This is a genomic window from Streptomyces olivaceus, assembly GCF_000721235.1.
GTDB classification, from domain to species: Bacteria; Actinomycetota; Actinomycetes; order Streptomycetales; family Streptomycetaceae; genus Streptomyces; species Streptomyces olivaceus.
Window position 1 is genome coordinate 211,534 of record NZ_JOFH01000003.1, and the last position, 14,107, is coordinate 225,640.

Here is a 14,107-nt window from a genome sequence, read left to right on the forward strand (position 1 = left end):
CAGTGCTCCCGAAGGACACCGCGGCGGTCCGGTCCTCCCGCCGGAGGACCGGACCGCCGTCGAAGTGCCGGTCGATCCCGTTGGCGCCACGGTCAGCCGAGCGGGCCGGAGCCGTGCCCGGCGCCGGTACCCGTTCCGTCGTCGGAACCGGAACCGGAACCAGAACCGGAGACGGCGCCGACCGTGCCGGTGCTGTCGCCCGCGTCGTCGCCGGGCTGCTCGTCGCCGGGCTGCTCGTCGCCGGGCTGCTCGTCGCCGGCACCGGCATCGCCGCCCCCGGCTCCGCCGGCCTCGTCACCGCCGGCGCCGGCCCCTCCGGCCACCTCGCCGCCGGGCTGCTCCCCGGCGCCGTCGCCCGCGCCGTCGCCGAGGGTGGCGCCGACCGCCTCCAGGGCGGTGGTGACCTGCTGGAAGAACGTCTCGCCGCCGGCCGTGCAGTCGCCGCTGCCGCCGGACGTCAGCCCGATCGCCAGGCCGTCCTGCGTGAACAGGGAGCCGCCGCTGTCGCCGGGCTCGGCGCAGACGTCGGTCTGTATGAGGCCGCTGACCGTGCCCTCCGGGTAGTTGACGGTGGCGTCCAGGCCGAGGACCTGGCCGTCGGCCAGCCCGGTCGTACTGCCCATGCGGAAGACCTGCTCGCCGACGGTCGCCTCCGCGGCCCCGGAGATCTGCAGGGTCTGGTCGCCGAGGTTGACCTCGCTGGGGGCCTCGGTCGCCGGGTCGTCGTACGTGACGAGCGCGAAGTCGCCCTCGCCGGGGAAGACCGCCTGGTCGACGGTGCCGATCGGCTGCCCGTCCTGGGCGTCGGACCACGCGTCGGCCGCGACGCCGCAGTGCCCGGCCGTCAGGAAGGCCGGGGAACCGTCCCCCGCGGTGACGTTGAAGCCGAGCGAGCAGCGCGCGCCGCCGCCGAAGATGGCGTCGCCGCCCGACACGAAGGTCTTGAAGGTGCCCGCGGACTTCTCCAGCGTCGCCATGCCGGAGCCGAGGCGGCCGACCGTGGACTCAAGCCGGTCCCACTTCTCGCCGGTGACGGTGCTGTCGGCGGTCACCAGGATCTTGTTGGTGCGCGGGTCGATCGCCCACGAGGTGCCGGGGATGGTCGCCTCGGACTTCAGTGTCTGCGCGCCGCCGTGCAACTCGGTCATGCTGTTGTCGACCTCGCGGATCTCCGCGCCCGCCCGCTGGGCCCGCACCGCGACCTGGTCGTCGTCACCGGGGACGACGTTCACGACGAGCCGCTGCGCACCGGCGTCGTAGTACGAGCCGGCGAAGGCGTCGCCGAGCTGGCCGGCGAGCTGCGAGGCGAGGTCCGAGGCGTCCGCCGCCTTGAGGGTCCGCGGGGCCGCGGCGGCGTCGTGTGAACCGCCGCCGTCCTGCGAGGCGTTGGCGTTCGGCAGGAGGATGGCGGCCGCGCCGAGCGCCACCACACCGCCCGCGGCCATCGCGGCCTTGCGCTTCGGAATTCGCTTGTGACTCAACCTACTCGACCTCCTGGGGCCGGTGGACCGTGCCACCGGCCCGGCTGCTGTTGGGGGCGCCTTGACGGCTGTTGGTACGCACGGACCGCGCGGTGCGTTCAGACCGGCCCCTCCCCCGCACCCGGGACCGCTCCCCGCACACCCCCACCACTCGCCACTCCCCGTGTCCGGCCGGCGACCCGGCGTACTGATCCTGGGGCGGAATCGGCGCTTCAGTGAATCTGCACATCGAATGCCCAGCCCGGTCATCCTCGTTGGCGGATCTGCACAACCCGCCACCGGCCGGTACGTCTTTGGGGCGGGAGTGCCCCAATCGGCCGGGGCGCGGCAAGGGGGGCGTCCGGGCCGATGTCGCGCACGGTGTGAAGAAGTCGCCCCGAAGGCGTGCCCGGCCCTGCACCGTTGGGCGCGTCGGCGTTGCAAGTCCCCTGGTGGGAGGGGGTGATTGATTGGAAGCCCGGACGGCACGCGTGCTTTGATCCATCGCACCGCGGAGGCCGGGGACGCTCCGGAAACGGGCGCCCGGTGTCCGCGGTCGCGGCCGTCATCTGTCCCCAGAGGGGGCCGCTCCCCCCTTGTGAAATGGCTATACGAAGGGAAGTTCCCACATGAACTCCATCCCCCAGGTTGAGACCACCGAGATCTCCGACGCCGACCTCGACAACGTCTCCGGCGGCCTGAACGTGAACGCCGTCGGCACCGTCACCGGCCTGGTGGACGGCGTCGCCCCGGTCTCCGGCCTGGTCAACACCGCCGTCGGCACCGTCGAGGGTGTCACCGGTCTGAACACCGCCCCGGTCACGGGCCTGGTCGCCGGTCTCTGATCGCGCCCTTGCGCCGCTGAGTCCCGGAGCCGCCCAGGCTCCGGGGCTCTTCGGCCGTTCCACCCGACGCCTTCCTTCCGCCAACCCACTCGTCCCACCCGGTCCTCTCGTGCTCACGAGGCTCTTCGGGAGCACGGCGAATCACGGGGAATCACGGGAATCACTGGGGTACGTCCGCCGTGCAGTTCCGCCAACAGGCCCTCTCCAAGCTCCAGTCGCCGGACGAGCTCGATCTTCCGGTGCGTCTCGCCCGTCCGCAGGGCTGGCTGGTGCTGTCCGTGACCGTGGTCGCGATGGCCGCCGCGTCCGTGTGGGCGGTGGGCGGCTCGGTGACCTCCACCGTCTCCGCGCCCGCCATCCTCACGCACGGCCAGGGCAGTTACCTCCTGCAGAGCCCCGTCTCCGGGCAGGTCACCGCGGTCCTCGCCAGGCCGGGACAGCGGCTGGGCGCCGACGCCCCCGTACTGAAGGTCCGCACCGCCGACGGCGAGAGCGTGGTCCGCACGGTCGACGCCGGCCGGGTCAGCGCGCTCGCCGCCACCGTCGGCCAGATCATCCAGACCGGCGCGAACGTCGCCTCGGTCGAGAAGGTCGCCCACACCGGCGACCCGCTGTACGCCACCGTCTACGTGCCGGCCGACAACGCCGCCGCCGTACCCGCGAACGCCTCCGTCGACCTGACCGTGCAGTCGGTGCCGACCCAGCAGTACGGCGTCCTGCACGGGAAGGTGAAGTCGGTGGACCGCTCGGCGCAGTCGGCGCAGACGATCGGCGCGTTCCTGGGGGACAGCCAGCTCGGCGAGCAGTTCACCAAGGACGGCAGGCCGGTGGCCGTGACGGTGCGGCTGACGGCCTCGGAGTCGACGAAGAGCGGCTACGCGTGGTCGTCGGCGGACGGGCCGCCGTTCGAACTGACCTCCATGACCCTGGCCTCGGGCTCCATCCGCCTGGCCGACCAGCGTCCCGTCGATTGGCTGCTGCCGTGAGTACCGCCCAGGAGACCCGCGGCAGACGCCGCGCCGCCCCGCCCCGGCGCAGCGTGCCGAAGAGCGGCGCGAAGACCGTCCGCACCCCCACCGTGCTCCAGATGGAGGCCGTCGAGTGCGGCGCCGCCTCCCTCGCGATGGTGCTCGGCCACTACGGCCGGCACGTTCCGCTGGAGGAGCTGCGGATCGCCTGCGGCGTCTCCCGCGACGGTTCCCGGGCGAGCAGCCTCCTGAAGGCCGCCCGCAGTTACGGGTTCACCGCCAAGGGCATGCAGATGGACCTGGCCGCGCTCGCCGAGGTGGCGACGCCGGCCATCCTGTTCTGGGAGTTCAACCACTACGTCGTCTACGACGGCATGGGCCGCCGGTTCGGGCGGCGCGGGGTGTTCATCAACGACCCGGGCAAGGGCCGGCGTTTCGTGTCCCTGGAGGACTTCGACGGAAGCTTCACCGGCGTCGTCCTGACCATGGAGCCGGGCGCGGACTTCACCCGGGGCGGCCGCAGGCCCGGCGTGCTCGGCGCGATGCCGGCCCGGCTGCGGGGCACCGCCGGGACGCTGCCCGCCGCCGTGCTGGCCAGCCTGCTCCTGGTGGCGGTCGGCGCGGCGGTGCCCGCGCTCAGCCGCACCTACATCGACATGTTCCTGATCGGCGGGCAGACCTCGCTGCTCGGTGTGCTGTTCGCCTCGATGGCGGCCTGCGTGCTGCTCACGGTCCTGCTCACCTGGCTCCAGCAGGCCAACCTGCTGCACGGCCGCATCATCTCCTCCACCCTCTCCAGCGCCCGCTTCCTGCGCCATCTGCTGCGGCTGCCGGTGACGTTCTTCTCCCAGCGCAGCCCGGCCGACCTGGTGCAGCGCCTGCAGTCCAACGACGCCGTCGCCGAGACGCTGGCCCGCGACCTCGCGGCGGCGGGCGTGGACGCGGTCGTGGTCGTCCTGTACGCGGTGCTGCTGTACACGTACGACCCGCAGCTGACCTTCGTCGGGGTCGGCGTGGCGCTGCTCAACATCCTCGCGATGCGGGTCGTCGTGCGGCTGCGGGCGACCCGTACCGCGAAGCTGCGGGCCGACACGGCGCGGCTGACGAACACCGCGTACACCGGCCTGCAGCTGATCGAGACGATGAAGGCGACGGGCGGCGAGGACGGCTACTTCCGCAAGTGGGCGGGGCAGCACGCCACCACGCTGGAGGAGCAGCAGCGGCTGGGGGTGCCGAGTGCCTGGCTCGGGGTGGTCGCGCCGACCCTGGCGACGCTGAACAGCGGGCTGATCCTGTGGATCGGCGGCATGCGCGCGGTCGAGGGGCACATCTCGGTCGGGCTGCTGGTCGCCTTCCAGTCGCTGGTGGTCCGTTTCACGGCCCCGCTGACCCGCCTGAACGGCGTGGCGGGCCGCATCCAGGACTTCGCGGCGGACGTGGCGCGGCTGAAGGACGTGGAGAACTTCCGCACGGACCCGCTCTACGACCGCCCCGGCGGCCCGGACTCCACCCGCCGGCTGCAGGGGCACGTCGAGCTGCAGAACGTCTCCTTCGGCTACAACCCGCTCGACACACCGCTGCTGACCGGCTTCGACCTGACCGTGGGCCCCGGGCAGCAGGTGGCGCTGGTGGGTGGCTCGGGCAGCGGCAAGTCCACGGTGTCCCGGCTGATCTCGGGCCTGTACGCCCCGTGGGACGGGGTCATCCGCGTCGACGGGCAGCGGCTGGAGGACGTGCCGCGCGGGGCGCTGGCCGCCTCGGTCTCCTTCGTCGACCAGGACGTGTTCCTGTTCGAGGGCTCGGTGCGCGACAACGTGGCGCTGTGGGACCCGTCGATTCCGGACACCGCGGTGGTGGACGCGCTCAAGGACGCGGCACTGTACGACGTCGTGATGCGGCGTCCCGGCGGCATCGGGAGCCCGGTCGAGCAGGACGGCCGCAACTTCTCCGGCGGGCAGCGCCAGCGCCTGGAGATCGCGCGGGCCCTGGTGCGCCGCCCCAGCATCCTGGTCCTGGACGAGGTGACCAGCGCGCTGGACGCGGAGACGGAGCTGGTGGTCATGGACAACCTGCGCCGGCGCGGCTGCGCCTGCGTGGTGATCGCGCACCGGCTGAGCACCGTGCGGGACAGCGACGAGATCGTCGTCCTGGAGCACGGCAGCGTCGTGGAGCGCGGACGGCACGAGCAGCTGGTGGCGCACGGCGGTGCGTACGCGGCGCTGGTCAGGGAGCGGTGAGATGACGGCCGTGCACGACGGACAGGGCGACCTCGTCCTCGGGGCGCTCGGCGCGCTGGGCACGCGGGTGGACTGCGCCGGGCTCAACCGCCTCGACCTGGAGGGGCCGCAGGTGCTGTGGCTGGTGGCGTCCGGCGCGGTCGACCTGTTCGCGGTCGACGCCGGGGAGCAGGGCCACTGGCACCATCTGGGACGGCTGGAGGCGGGCTCGGCGCTGCTCGGTCCGGTGGCGGGCCCGCAGCACACCCTGGTCGCGCGTCCGCTGCGGGACTGCGTGGTGCACCGCATCGGGCTGCGCGAGCTGTACCAGCCGGCGCCCACGCAGACGTGGTCGTACGACGAGTACGGCAACCCGCAGTACGTGCCGCCGACGACGAGCCCGCTGGAGTACGCCCTGGCGCTCGGCGTGGGCCGCGGCCTGACGGTCCTGTTCCAGGCGCCGATGGCCGCGGAACGGGCGTCCGCGCCCACCGACGACGACGTGTTCTGGATGCAGGTGCCGCCGGGCAGCGTGCAGTACGGGGCGGTGTACGGCGAGGAGGCCGCCGCCGACCTGCTGATGGACCCGGCGCTGTGGCAGAGCCTGGTCGACCAGCAGTACCGGCTGCTGACGACGCTGGACCGCTGGATCGAGCAGTTGGAGCGCACCCACGAGACGCGGACGGCGGCCGGTATCAAGGCGGGTGAGGCCGTGCGCGCGCAGGCCGACCGGACCCTGCTGGCCTCCATCGGGAAGCGGTCGGCGGGGCGCACCACGGCCGCCGACGCCGACGCCTCGTACGCGGCGTGCCGGCTGGTCGCCCGCGCCGCCGGGATCCCGCTCGCCGAGCCCGTGCGGAGCGGCACGGAGAGCGAGCGGCTTGATCCGGTCGAGCGGGTCGCCCTCGCCTCGCGGCTGCGGACCCGCACGGTGCGGCTGGAGGACGGCTGGTGGCGGGACGACGTGGGGCCGCTGGTCGGGCACCGGAGTCTGTCGGGGGCGCCGGTGGCGCTGCTGTGGCGGCGCGGCGGCTATGCGGCCGTGCATCCGGCGACCGGCCGGGAGACGCCGGTGGAGCGGGACAACGCCGAGGAGTTCGAGCCGAGCGCGGTGATGTTCTACCGGCCGCTGCCGGAGGGCCGGCTCGGTCCGCTCGGGCTGCTGCGGTTCTGCCTGGCGGGCACCCGCCGGGATCTGACGGGCCTGCTGCTGAGCGGCCTGGTGACGGTGGGGCTCGGCGCGCTGGTGCCGATCGCGACGGGCCGGGTGCTCGGCGAGTTCGTGCCGACGGCGCAGACCGGGCTGATCGTGCAGGTGTGTCTCGCGGTGATGCTGAGCGGTGTCGTCGCGGCGGCCTTCATGCTGTTGCAGAACCTCACCATCCTGCGGCTGGAGGGCCGGGTCGAGGCGACGCTCCAACCGGCCGTGTGGGACCGGCTGCTGAGGCTGCCGACGAAGTTCTTCACCGAGCGCTCGACCGGCGAGCTGGCGAGCGCGGCGATGGGCATCAGCGCGATCCGCCGGCTGCTGGCGGGCGTCGGTCCGACGGTGGCCCAGTCGGTGACCGTCGGGGCGATGAACCTGGGGCTGCTGCTCTGGTTCAGTGTGCCGATGGCGCTGGCGGCGATCGGCATGCTGGTGGTCGTGGCCGGGGTCTTCCTGGGCCTCGGGCTGTGGCAGGTGCGCTGGCAGCGGCGGCTGGTCAAGCTCACCAACAAGCTGAACAACCAGGCGTTCCAGACGCTGCGCGGCCTCCCGAAGCTGCGGGTGGCGGCGGCGGAGAACTACGCCTACGCGGCGTGGGCGGAACGGTTCGCGCACAGCCGCGAGCTGCAGCAGCGGGCCGGGCGGGTCAAGAACCTCAACGCGGTCCTCGGCGCGGTGTACCTGCCGCTGTGCACGCTGCTGATGTTCATGCTGCTGGCCGGCCCGGCGCGCGGTTCGATGTCGGCGGCGGAGTTCCTGACCTTCAACGCCTCGGTGACGATGCTGCTGACCTCGGTCACCCAGCTGACCGGCGCGTTCGTGTCGGCGGTGGCGGCGCTGCCGCTGTTCGAGGAGATCCGGCCGGTCCTGGACGCGACGCCCGAGGTGCGGACGGCGAGCACCCGGCCGGGGCCGCTGTCGGGGGCGATCGAGGCGCGGCGGCTGTCGTTCCGCTACACCGACGACGGGCCGCTCGTCCTGGACGACGTGTCCTTCGAGGTGCGGCCCGGCGAGTTCGTGGCGGTCGTCGGTCCCAGCGGCTGCGGCAAGTCGACGCTGCTGCGGCTGCTCATCGGCTTCGACCGGCCGCTGTCGGGCAGTGTCCTGTACGACGGCCAGGACCTGGGCGCGCTCGACCAGTCGGCGGTGCGCCGGCAGTGCGGGGTGGTGCTCCAGCACGCGCAGCCCTTCACCGGCTCGATCCTGGACGTCATCTGCGGCACCGAGCCGTACACGCCCGAGGAGGCGATGGCGGCGGCCGGAATGGCGGGGCTCGCCGAGGACATCAAGCGGATGCCGATGGGCCTGCACACCATCGTGTCGGGCAGCGGCACGGTCTCGGGGGGCCAGCGGCAGCGGCTGATGATCGCGCAGGCGCTGATCCGCCGGCCGCGCATCCTGTTCTTCGACGAGGCGACCAGCGCGCTGGACAACGAGACGCAGCGCACGGTGATCGAGTCGACCAAGGCCCTCAACGCGACCCGTGTCGTGATCGCGCACCGGCTGTCCACGGTGCTCGACGCGGACCGGGTGATCGTGATGGAGGACGGCCGGGTCGCCCAGCAGGGCCCGCCCGACCGGCTGTTGGCGGACACGGGCGGCCGGCTGCACGAGCTGGTGCGGCGTCAGCTGACCTGACCGGCCGGACGGCGGGACGCCGGAATCCGAGCCGCACCGCGCCGGACGGCGGAGCGCCGGGATTCCGGCCGAACCGCCCGGGGCGCGTTGGAGCGGCGCTCAGTTGGGTACCTCGGCCTTCATGCGTATCAGCGTGGTGGATGTGGGGTCGAACACGGTCCGGCTCATGGTGGCGGACGCGGAGGGCGGGGTTCCGCTGCCGGTGCACACCGCGAAGTGGCGGCTGCGGCTGTCGGAACAGGTCAGGCACGGCGGCCCGCTGCCGGAGGAGGCCGTGGAGCGGCTCGTGGCGGCGGTCGCCGACGCGAGCCGTACCGCGGACCGGTGGGGGGCGTCCGGACCGCTGGCCTTCGCCACCGCCGTGGTGCGGGCCGCGCCGAACCGCCGGGAGGTGCTGCGCACGGTCCACGCCCGGACCGGCGTCCCGCTGTGCACCCTGCCCGGCGAGGTGGAGGCCGAGCTGACCTTCCTCGGGGCCCGGCGCTGGATGGGCTGGCGGGCAGGCCCGCTCGCCCTGCTGGACATCGGCGGCGGCTCGCTCGAGGTGGCCTTCGGACGCGGGAGGATGCCCGGTTTCGTGGCGTCGCTGCCGCTCGGGGCGGCACGGCTGACCCACGAGTATCTGGCGGGCGGCCGGGACGCGGCCGCGCCGGAGCAGGTCCGGGCGCTGCGCCGCGGGGTCCGCCATCAGCTGCGGGACGTCGCGGCGCGGATCCGCTGGGAGGGTCCGCGCACCGCGGTGGCCACCTCGCGGACCTTCCAGCAGCTGGCCCGGCTGTGCGGGGCCGCGCCGGGCCGGCACGGTCCGTTCGTGGAGCGGCGGCTGCGCTGCTCGGACCTCGGGGACGCGGTCGAGCGGCTGGCCGCCCTGCCCGCGGCGGAGCGCGCGCGGCTGCCCGGCATCTCCGCGCCCCGGTCGGCGCAGAGTCTGGCCGGGGCGGTCGTCGGGCACACCGCCATGAAGCTGACCGGCCTGGAGTCGGTCACGCTCTGTCCCTGGGCGATCCGGGAGGGGGTGCTGCTGCGCCACATCGAGGACGGTCCGGCCTGGTGGGCGGAGGTCCTCCGGCGCAGCGACGAGGCCGCGCCGCCGCCACCGGTCCCCCTGCGCCTCGCGTCCCCGTCGGTCTGAGAAGCTGTTTTCAAAGGCGAGGGCTGTGAGCGCTGCCTTTGGGGTCACCCGTTTGGTGGTGCGGAGTGAGCGGTTATGCCGGGCGGGGGTGACGGTGGCAGTGTCTGCAGATCTCCGTCAGAGGAGTTTGGTCATGATCATCAAGAAGTTGCACGAGGCGGGTTTGCGTAGTGATCACGCCTATACGGCTGCTGTGGTCTCGATCGGGCTGTCGTTCCTGTCGTGGACGGCTTCGGTCAAGGGAGAGGCAGCGGGGACGGACCGTGCTGACCGGTGGGGGATTTTCGTGGGTGAGTGGGCGCCGACGTTCTTCGGCCTCGGACTCGCACTCGCGCAGTACGAGAAGGACTGACCGGCCGCTGGTTCCGGTGGGGTCGGCCGGTGGCCGGCCCCACCGGCGCGTCAGACGCCGGCCGCAGGCCCTGCTGAGTGACGACGTCCCATGATCGTGGCCAGGCGTCTGGTCATGAGCGTGATGGCGGCCCAGGTAATGAGCGTCTCCGAGTGCTGGATGAGCCGCTCGTAGTCGCGGGCATGGCGGCGGGCGTTCATCATCCAGGCGAGTGATCGTTCGACGACCCAGCGGCGGGGAAGGACGACGAATCCGGTGGTGTCCTTGGGCCGGGAGATCGTCTTGATCGTGAGGTTCAGATACTTCTTAGCCCAGGTCACGAGCTTGCCCGCGTAAGCGCGGTCGGCCCAGACGAGCGTGATTTCGGGATGGGTGAGACGGAGGCGGAAGAGGACTTCCTTCGCGGCGGCGGAGTCGTGGAGGTCCGCGGGGGTGACCATGACCATCAGCGGCAGGCCCTTGGTGTCGACCACCATGTGCCGTTTGCGTCCGTTGATCTTTTTGCCCGCGTCGTAGCCGCGGCTGTCCTTCCCGACGGTCGAGGCCGCCTTGACCGACTGGGAGTCGATGATCGTGGCGACGGCTCTGGGGCCTCTGCCCATCTCCCGGCGGATCCGCCCCGCGAGTGCGTCACGGATCTGGCCGATGACCCCGGCCGCCGCCCAGCGGGCCATGAACCCCCAAACGGTCCTCCAGGGCGGGAAGTCCGCAGGTAGGGCCCTCCATTTGCAGCCGGTGTCGACCACGTAGCGGATCGCGTCGACGATCTCCCGGCGGGGGTGCTTCTCCGGCCGGCCTCCCAGCGGGGTCTCACTCGCGGGCAGCGGAAGGAGCGGTTCGATCAGCGCCCACTCGGGGTCGGTCATGTCCGAGGGATAGCGGCGTTCACGCATGGTTCTCCCCTGGTGACCTGCGGCGGGGGCCGACCGGCTTCGCCGGTCGGCCCCCGCGGGGAAGGGTCAGGCCGAGGCGATGAGGTCGAGGGTGGACTCGATGGAGTTGAGCTGGGCGACGATGTGCCGCACCCACTTGTCGTTCGGATGGGCGGCCGCGTGCGGGGCGACGGTGCCAGTGATGAAGCGGCGGAACTGCGTCAGCTTCTCGGAGACGACCTGCCGTTCGTAGGCTTCCAGCGCGGCCCGCTCCGCGCCGAGCTGATAGCCGTCGACGCGGTTCCAGATCAGCGGCGGCCACCCCTTCGACGCGGCCTCGTCCTTCAGCGCGGCCAGGCCGGACCGGACCTGGTGCGGGGACAGGGCACTGGCACGAACGAGCTGGTGGAACTCCAGCCCGGCCGGCCGGGCCTCGAACAGGACGAAGCGGACCGTGTCCGCGTGCCGTCTGGCCGCGTCCCCTTTGCGCCGGGAGGCGCGGGGCACGACTACTCGCCCCGAAGGATGGCCGCGAGCTCGTCGTCCATGTCGACCTTGCCGGTGTCGACCGCCGTCTCGATCCAGTCCAGGGTCGCTTTCACCTTCGCAACGTTCTGGTGGACGATGGTGCGCTCGTCCTCCGACAGCTGCCGGTCGCGCAGGCCGGGAACGGTGCGGCCGGCCGCCGCGACGAACGCGTGGAAGGCGGTCACCAGGTCAAGGAACTCCACCGTCCGGTCGATGTTGCGGACCGCCGGGGCGACGGGGTTCGTGCGCTCGAAGTGGTCGTGGGCTTGCCGGCCGCGCTCGGCCTGGGCAGAGTTGACCTGGAAACGGGCGGTGTCGTCGCTCATCGCCTTGAACGCGACGTCCGGCCTGCGCAACAGGCTGGTCGCGGCCGTAGTGGCGACGCCCTCGTCGCGGGTGAATTCCTCCACCACCCGGACCTTGTTCTCCGTGGAGACTTTGGCCGCGACCTGCGGGCGCCTGAGGAAATCGGTGGTCACCGCCGCGGCGACCTCCTCATCCTGGGCCAGGTGGTGAATCGCGGTGATCCGCTCCTGCGGGGTCTCCGGGCTGTCGACCGTCCAGCCGACCCGCCGCTTGGCGTCGTCCGCCGTCCACCGGGCCTTCCCCTCGGGAGGGTTCTTGATCGCGGCCCACCTCTCCTGGTCGTTCTCGATCCGGCCCAGGATGCGGTGGATCGTGAACGACACGTCCCCCTGGCGGTGTTCCTTGGGCCAGCGCGACGCGATCCACCTCGCGTTCTTCACTGTGTGGAACGTCAGGCCGATGTCGTCGGCCAAGCGGACCAGCGACTCCCGGACCGTCCACTCGGTGTCCGGGGTGCCGCCGCGGGGCCTGACCGGCTCGATCTCCAGGGCCCGGTCGCCGATCGTGAACTTGCCCCGGGTCTGCTGTTCCACGACTTCCCGCAGCTCGGCCACGATCTGCTCGTAGCGGGACTGGCTGACGGATCCGATGTTCTCCATCTGCTCGGACATGGCTTTCACCATCCAAGTGCGGCCTCTGGCAAGGCACTTGGGGCCATGACAGGACAGGGACCGCATCCGTTCCCGAGAGTCGGACCGGAAATACGAAGATCACAATGAATGACCACAATTGACCGTTCCGTGAGCGAAACTGGTCCACGGAGGCGTTCGTTCAGTGGTCACTGTGCACGATCCGCGAACGGATCCTTCCGCTTCCGCCAGGCCCTCACGACGCACCGCCGCGAGCAGAACCGGGCGTCCGAGCGGCGGTCGACACCAGCCACCCAGCGGGCCCCGCACTCCGGGCACTCGACCATGCCGGTCTCGTCCCGTACGGCCGCCAACCGCTTCCGTAACCGTCGCTCCTTGCGCCACTGCCTGGAACGACAGACAGACGAGCAGAACGCCGCCCCGGGCCGGGCATCCAGCCTCAGCCGTTCACCGCAAGCGCGACATTCCCTCTCCACGGCCCTCTCGGCACCCTCAGACACCGGTCCAGGCTAGGGCGCAAATCTACCCAGAACCGAGGATCGGAAACAGCTACTGAGCGCGGGCGACGCGGGTACGCGGCAGCGAACCGCAGCAGGCGGGAAGAGCGAGAAGAGACAGCAGAGCCAGAGGGAGGACTCCGTGTCCAAGGACGGCGAGCACCAGCACGAGCAGCCCGAGACGGCCGTCGAGGAGGTGCTCCGCGAGATCGAGGAGGCCAGGCCCCGCGACGCGGAGTCGGAACGGGGCGGGCGCCGGGGCGAGGCGGGGGACGCCACCTCGCCGAACCCCGGCGCCCAGGAGGACGCCGGGGGCGAGTGACGCCGCACCCGGCCGGGGCGGGTGCCGGGGCGGTGTCCCTGGGTACTCGCGGCCCATGGCGTACGACCGTGAAGCACCACAGCTGCCGACGGCACGCGGACCGCTCTCCGCGGCCGTCGGCGCCCATCTGCGCGGGTCCGGCCCGCTGCCCGGCCCGGAGGCGGTGACCGGGGCTCCCGCGTACGGCGACGACCTGCAGCTGGCCCTGTACCAGTGCTACGAGCTGCACTACCGCGGCTTCGCCGGCGTCCGGCCGGCGCTGGAGTGGGACCCCGCTCTGCTGGGCTTCCGGGCCGCGCTGGAGGAGCGGTTCCTGGCCGCGCTGCGCGCCGGCACGGCGGTCCACGAGAGTGTCGAGGACGCGGTCGGAGCGCTGCTCGTGGAGCCGGTCGACGGTGCGGGCGTCAGCCACTTCCTGCGGGACGAGGGGGAGTTGTGGCAGCTGCGCGAGTACGCGGCGCAGCGCTCCCTGTACCACCTCAAGGAGGCCGACCCGCACGCCTGGGTGCTGCCGCGGCTGTGGGGGCGGGCGAAGGCCGCGATGGCGGCCGTGGAGTTCGACGAGTACGGCGGCGGCCGGGCCGACCGGGTGCACGCGCGCCTGTTCGCCGACCTGATGACGGATCTGGGTCTGGACACGGCGTACGGGCGCCATCTCGACGCCGCCTCGGCCGAATGCCTGGCCACGGTGAACATGATGTCCCTGTTCGGTCTGCACCGGGCCCTGCGCGGCGCGCTGGTGGGCCACTTCGCGGCGGTCGAGATCACCTCCTCCCCCGGCTCCCGGCGGCTCGCGCAGGCGATGCGCCGTACCGCCGCCGGGCCGGCCGCCGAGCACTTCTACGACGAGCACGTCGAGGCCGACGCGGTGCACGAGCAGATCGTGCGGCACGAGGTGATCGACGGCCTGCTGGAGCAGGAACCGCACCTCGCGGCCGACGTGGTGTTCGGCATCGACGCCACCGGGCACCTGGAGGACCGCTTCGGCGACCGGCTGCTGGCCGACTGGCGAGCCGGACGGTCGTCGCTGCGCAGGCCACTGCCCGAACCGTCGCGAGAGGCGTCGGGCATTTCAGATATTTAGTGACGGGCGGGGTACCTGGGTTCCGTGAAT

The 14,107-nt window shown here is 72.3% G+C and carries 12 protein-coding genes; 8 read left to right on the forward strand and 4 right to left on the reverse strand.

Annotated features, from left to right (window positions below):
- Positions 1–92: 92 nt before the first annotated feature.
- The gene (locus IG94_RS0105520) at positions 93–1,481 is read right to left on the reverse strand and encodes a S1 family peptidase (protein ID WP_031031868.1); all 1,389 of its coding nucleotides are present in this window, start codon (positions 1,479–1,481) and stop codon (positions 93–95) included.
- Between the two features lie 608 nt (positions 1,482–2,089).
- On the opposite strand from IG94_RS0105520, the gene IG94_RS0105525 reads away from it, so the two are divergent.
- The 6 genes from IG94_RS0105525 to IG94_RS0105550 all read left to right on the forward strand — a co-directional run bounded on the left by IG94_RS0105525 (position 2,090) and on the right by IG94_RS0105550 (position 9,818).
- On the forward strand, positions 2,090–2,305 hold the full coding sequence (locus tag IG94_RS0105525) for a hypothetical protein (protein ID WP_031031870.1): 216 nt from the start codon (positions 2,090–2,092) through the stop codon (positions 2,303–2,305).
- Positions 2,306–2,484: 179 nt separating this feature from the next.
- Positions 2,485–3,291, forward strand: coding sequence for an HlyD family efflux transporter periplasmic adaptor subunit (locus IG94_RS0105530; RefSeq protein WP_031031872.1), 807 nt, complete (start codon positions 2,485–2,487; stop codon positions 3,289–3,291).
- A complete protein-coding gene (locus IG94_RS0105535) occupies positions 3,288–5,510 on the forward strand; it encodes an NHLP family bacteriocin export ABC transporter peptidase/permease/ATPase subunit (RefSeq protein ID WP_031031875.1) in 2,223 nt (740 codons plus the stop codon). The genes IG94_RS0105530 and IG94_RS0105535 overlap by 4 nt, the downstream gene beginning before the upstream one ends.
- Before the next feature lies 1 nt (position 5,511).
- Positions 5,512–8,334, forward strand: coding sequence for an NHLP bacteriocin export ABC transporter permease/ATPase subunit (locus IG94_RS0105540; RefSeq protein ID WP_031031877.1), 2,823 nt, complete (start codon positions 5,512–5,514; stop codon positions 8,332–8,334).
- A gap of 121 nt (positions 8,335–8,455) precedes the next feature.
- A complete protein-coding gene (locus IG94_RS0105545; RefSeq protein WP_031031879.1) occupies positions 8,456–9,466 on the forward strand; it encodes a Ppx/GppA family phosphatase in 1,011 nt (336 codons plus the stop codon).
- Positions 9,467–9,599: 133 nt separating this feature from the next.
- Positions 9,600–9,818 (forward strand): hypothetical protein, encoded by a 219-nt coding sequence (locus tag IG94_RS0105550; protein WP_031031882.1) that lies wholly within the window; start codon positions 9,600–9,602, stop codon positions 9,816–9,818.
- 50 nt (positions 9,819–9,868) lie between these two features.
- Here IG94_RS0105550 and IG94_RS0105555 read toward each other — a convergent pair whose 3' ends face one another.
- The 3 genes from IG94_RS0105555 to IG94_RS0105565 all read right to left on the reverse strand — a co-directional run bounded on the left by IG94_RS0105555 (position 9,869) and on the right by IG94_RS0105565 (position 12,195).
- Complete coding sequence (locus IG94_RS0105555) at positions 9,869–10,711, reverse strand: IS5 family transposase (RefSeq protein WP_031031885.1); 843 nt, start codon at positions 10,709–10,711, stop codon at positions 9,869–9,871.
- Between the two features lie 66 nt (positions 10,712–10,777).
- Positions 10,778–11,197 (reverse strand): hypothetical protein, encoded by a 420-nt coding sequence (locus IG94_RS0105560; RefSeq protein WP_031031886.1) that lies wholly within the window; start codon positions 11,195–11,197, stop codon positions 10,778–10,780.
- A gap of 2 nt (positions 11,198–11,199) precedes the next feature.
- Entirely contained in the window at positions 11,200–12,195 is a 996-nt protein-coding gene (locus IG94_RS0105565; protein ID WP_031031888.1) for a DUF6192 family protein, read from the reverse strand.
- Positions 12,196–12,813: 618 nt separating this feature from the next.
- Here IG94_RS0105565 and IG94_RS0105570 point away from each other — a divergent pair.
- Positions 12,814–12,993, forward strand: a complete 180-nt coding sequence (locus IG94_RS0105570) for a hypothetical protein (RefSeq protein ID WP_031031891.1) — start codon at positions 12,814–12,816, stop codon at positions 12,991–12,993.
- A 55-nt stretch (positions 12,994–13,048) separates the two neighbouring features.
- Positions 13,049–14,077 carry an iron-containing redox enzyme family protein gene (locus IG94_RS0105575; RefSeq protein ID WP_031031894.1) on the forward strand — a complete coding sequence of 343 codons (1,029 nt, stop codon included), beginning with the start codon at positions 13,049–13,051 and terminating at the stop codon, positions 14,075–14,077.
- Positions 14,078–14,107 lie beyond the last annotated feature (30 nt).

What these genes read in the sequence shown, in the direction of transcription:
- IG94_RS0105575 (WP_031031894.1), top strand. Translation starts at nt 13,049, where the DNA reads ATGGCGTACGACCGTGAAGCACCACAGCTGCCGACGGCACGCGGACCG.
- IG94_RS0105525 (WP_031031870.1), top strand. Translation starts at nt 2,090, where the DNA reads ATGAACTCCATCCCCCAGGTTGAGACCACCGAGATCTCCGACGCCGAC.
- IG94_RS0105565 (WP_031031888.1), bottom strand. Translation starts at nt 12,195, where the DNA reads ATGTCCGAGCAGATGGAGAACATCGGATCCGTCAGCCAGTCCCGCTAC.
- IG94_RS0105555 (WP_031031885.1), bottom strand. Translation starts at nt 10,711, where the DNA reads ATGCGTGAACGCCGCTATCCCTCGGACATGACCGACCCCGAGTGGGCG.
- IG94_RS0105540 (WP_031031877.1), top strand. Translation starts at nt 5,512, where the DNA reads ATGACGGCCGTGCACGACGGACAGGGCGACCTCGTCCTCGGGGCGCTC.
- IG94_RS0105545 (WP_031031879.1), top strand. Translation starts at nt 8,456, where the DNA reads ATGCGTATCAGCGTGGTGGATGTGGGGTCGAACACGGTCCGGCTCATG.
- IG94_RS0105550 (WP_031031882.1), top strand. Translation starts at nt 9,600, where the DNA reads ATGATCATCAAGAAGTTGCACGAGGCGGGTTTGCGTAGTGATCACGCC.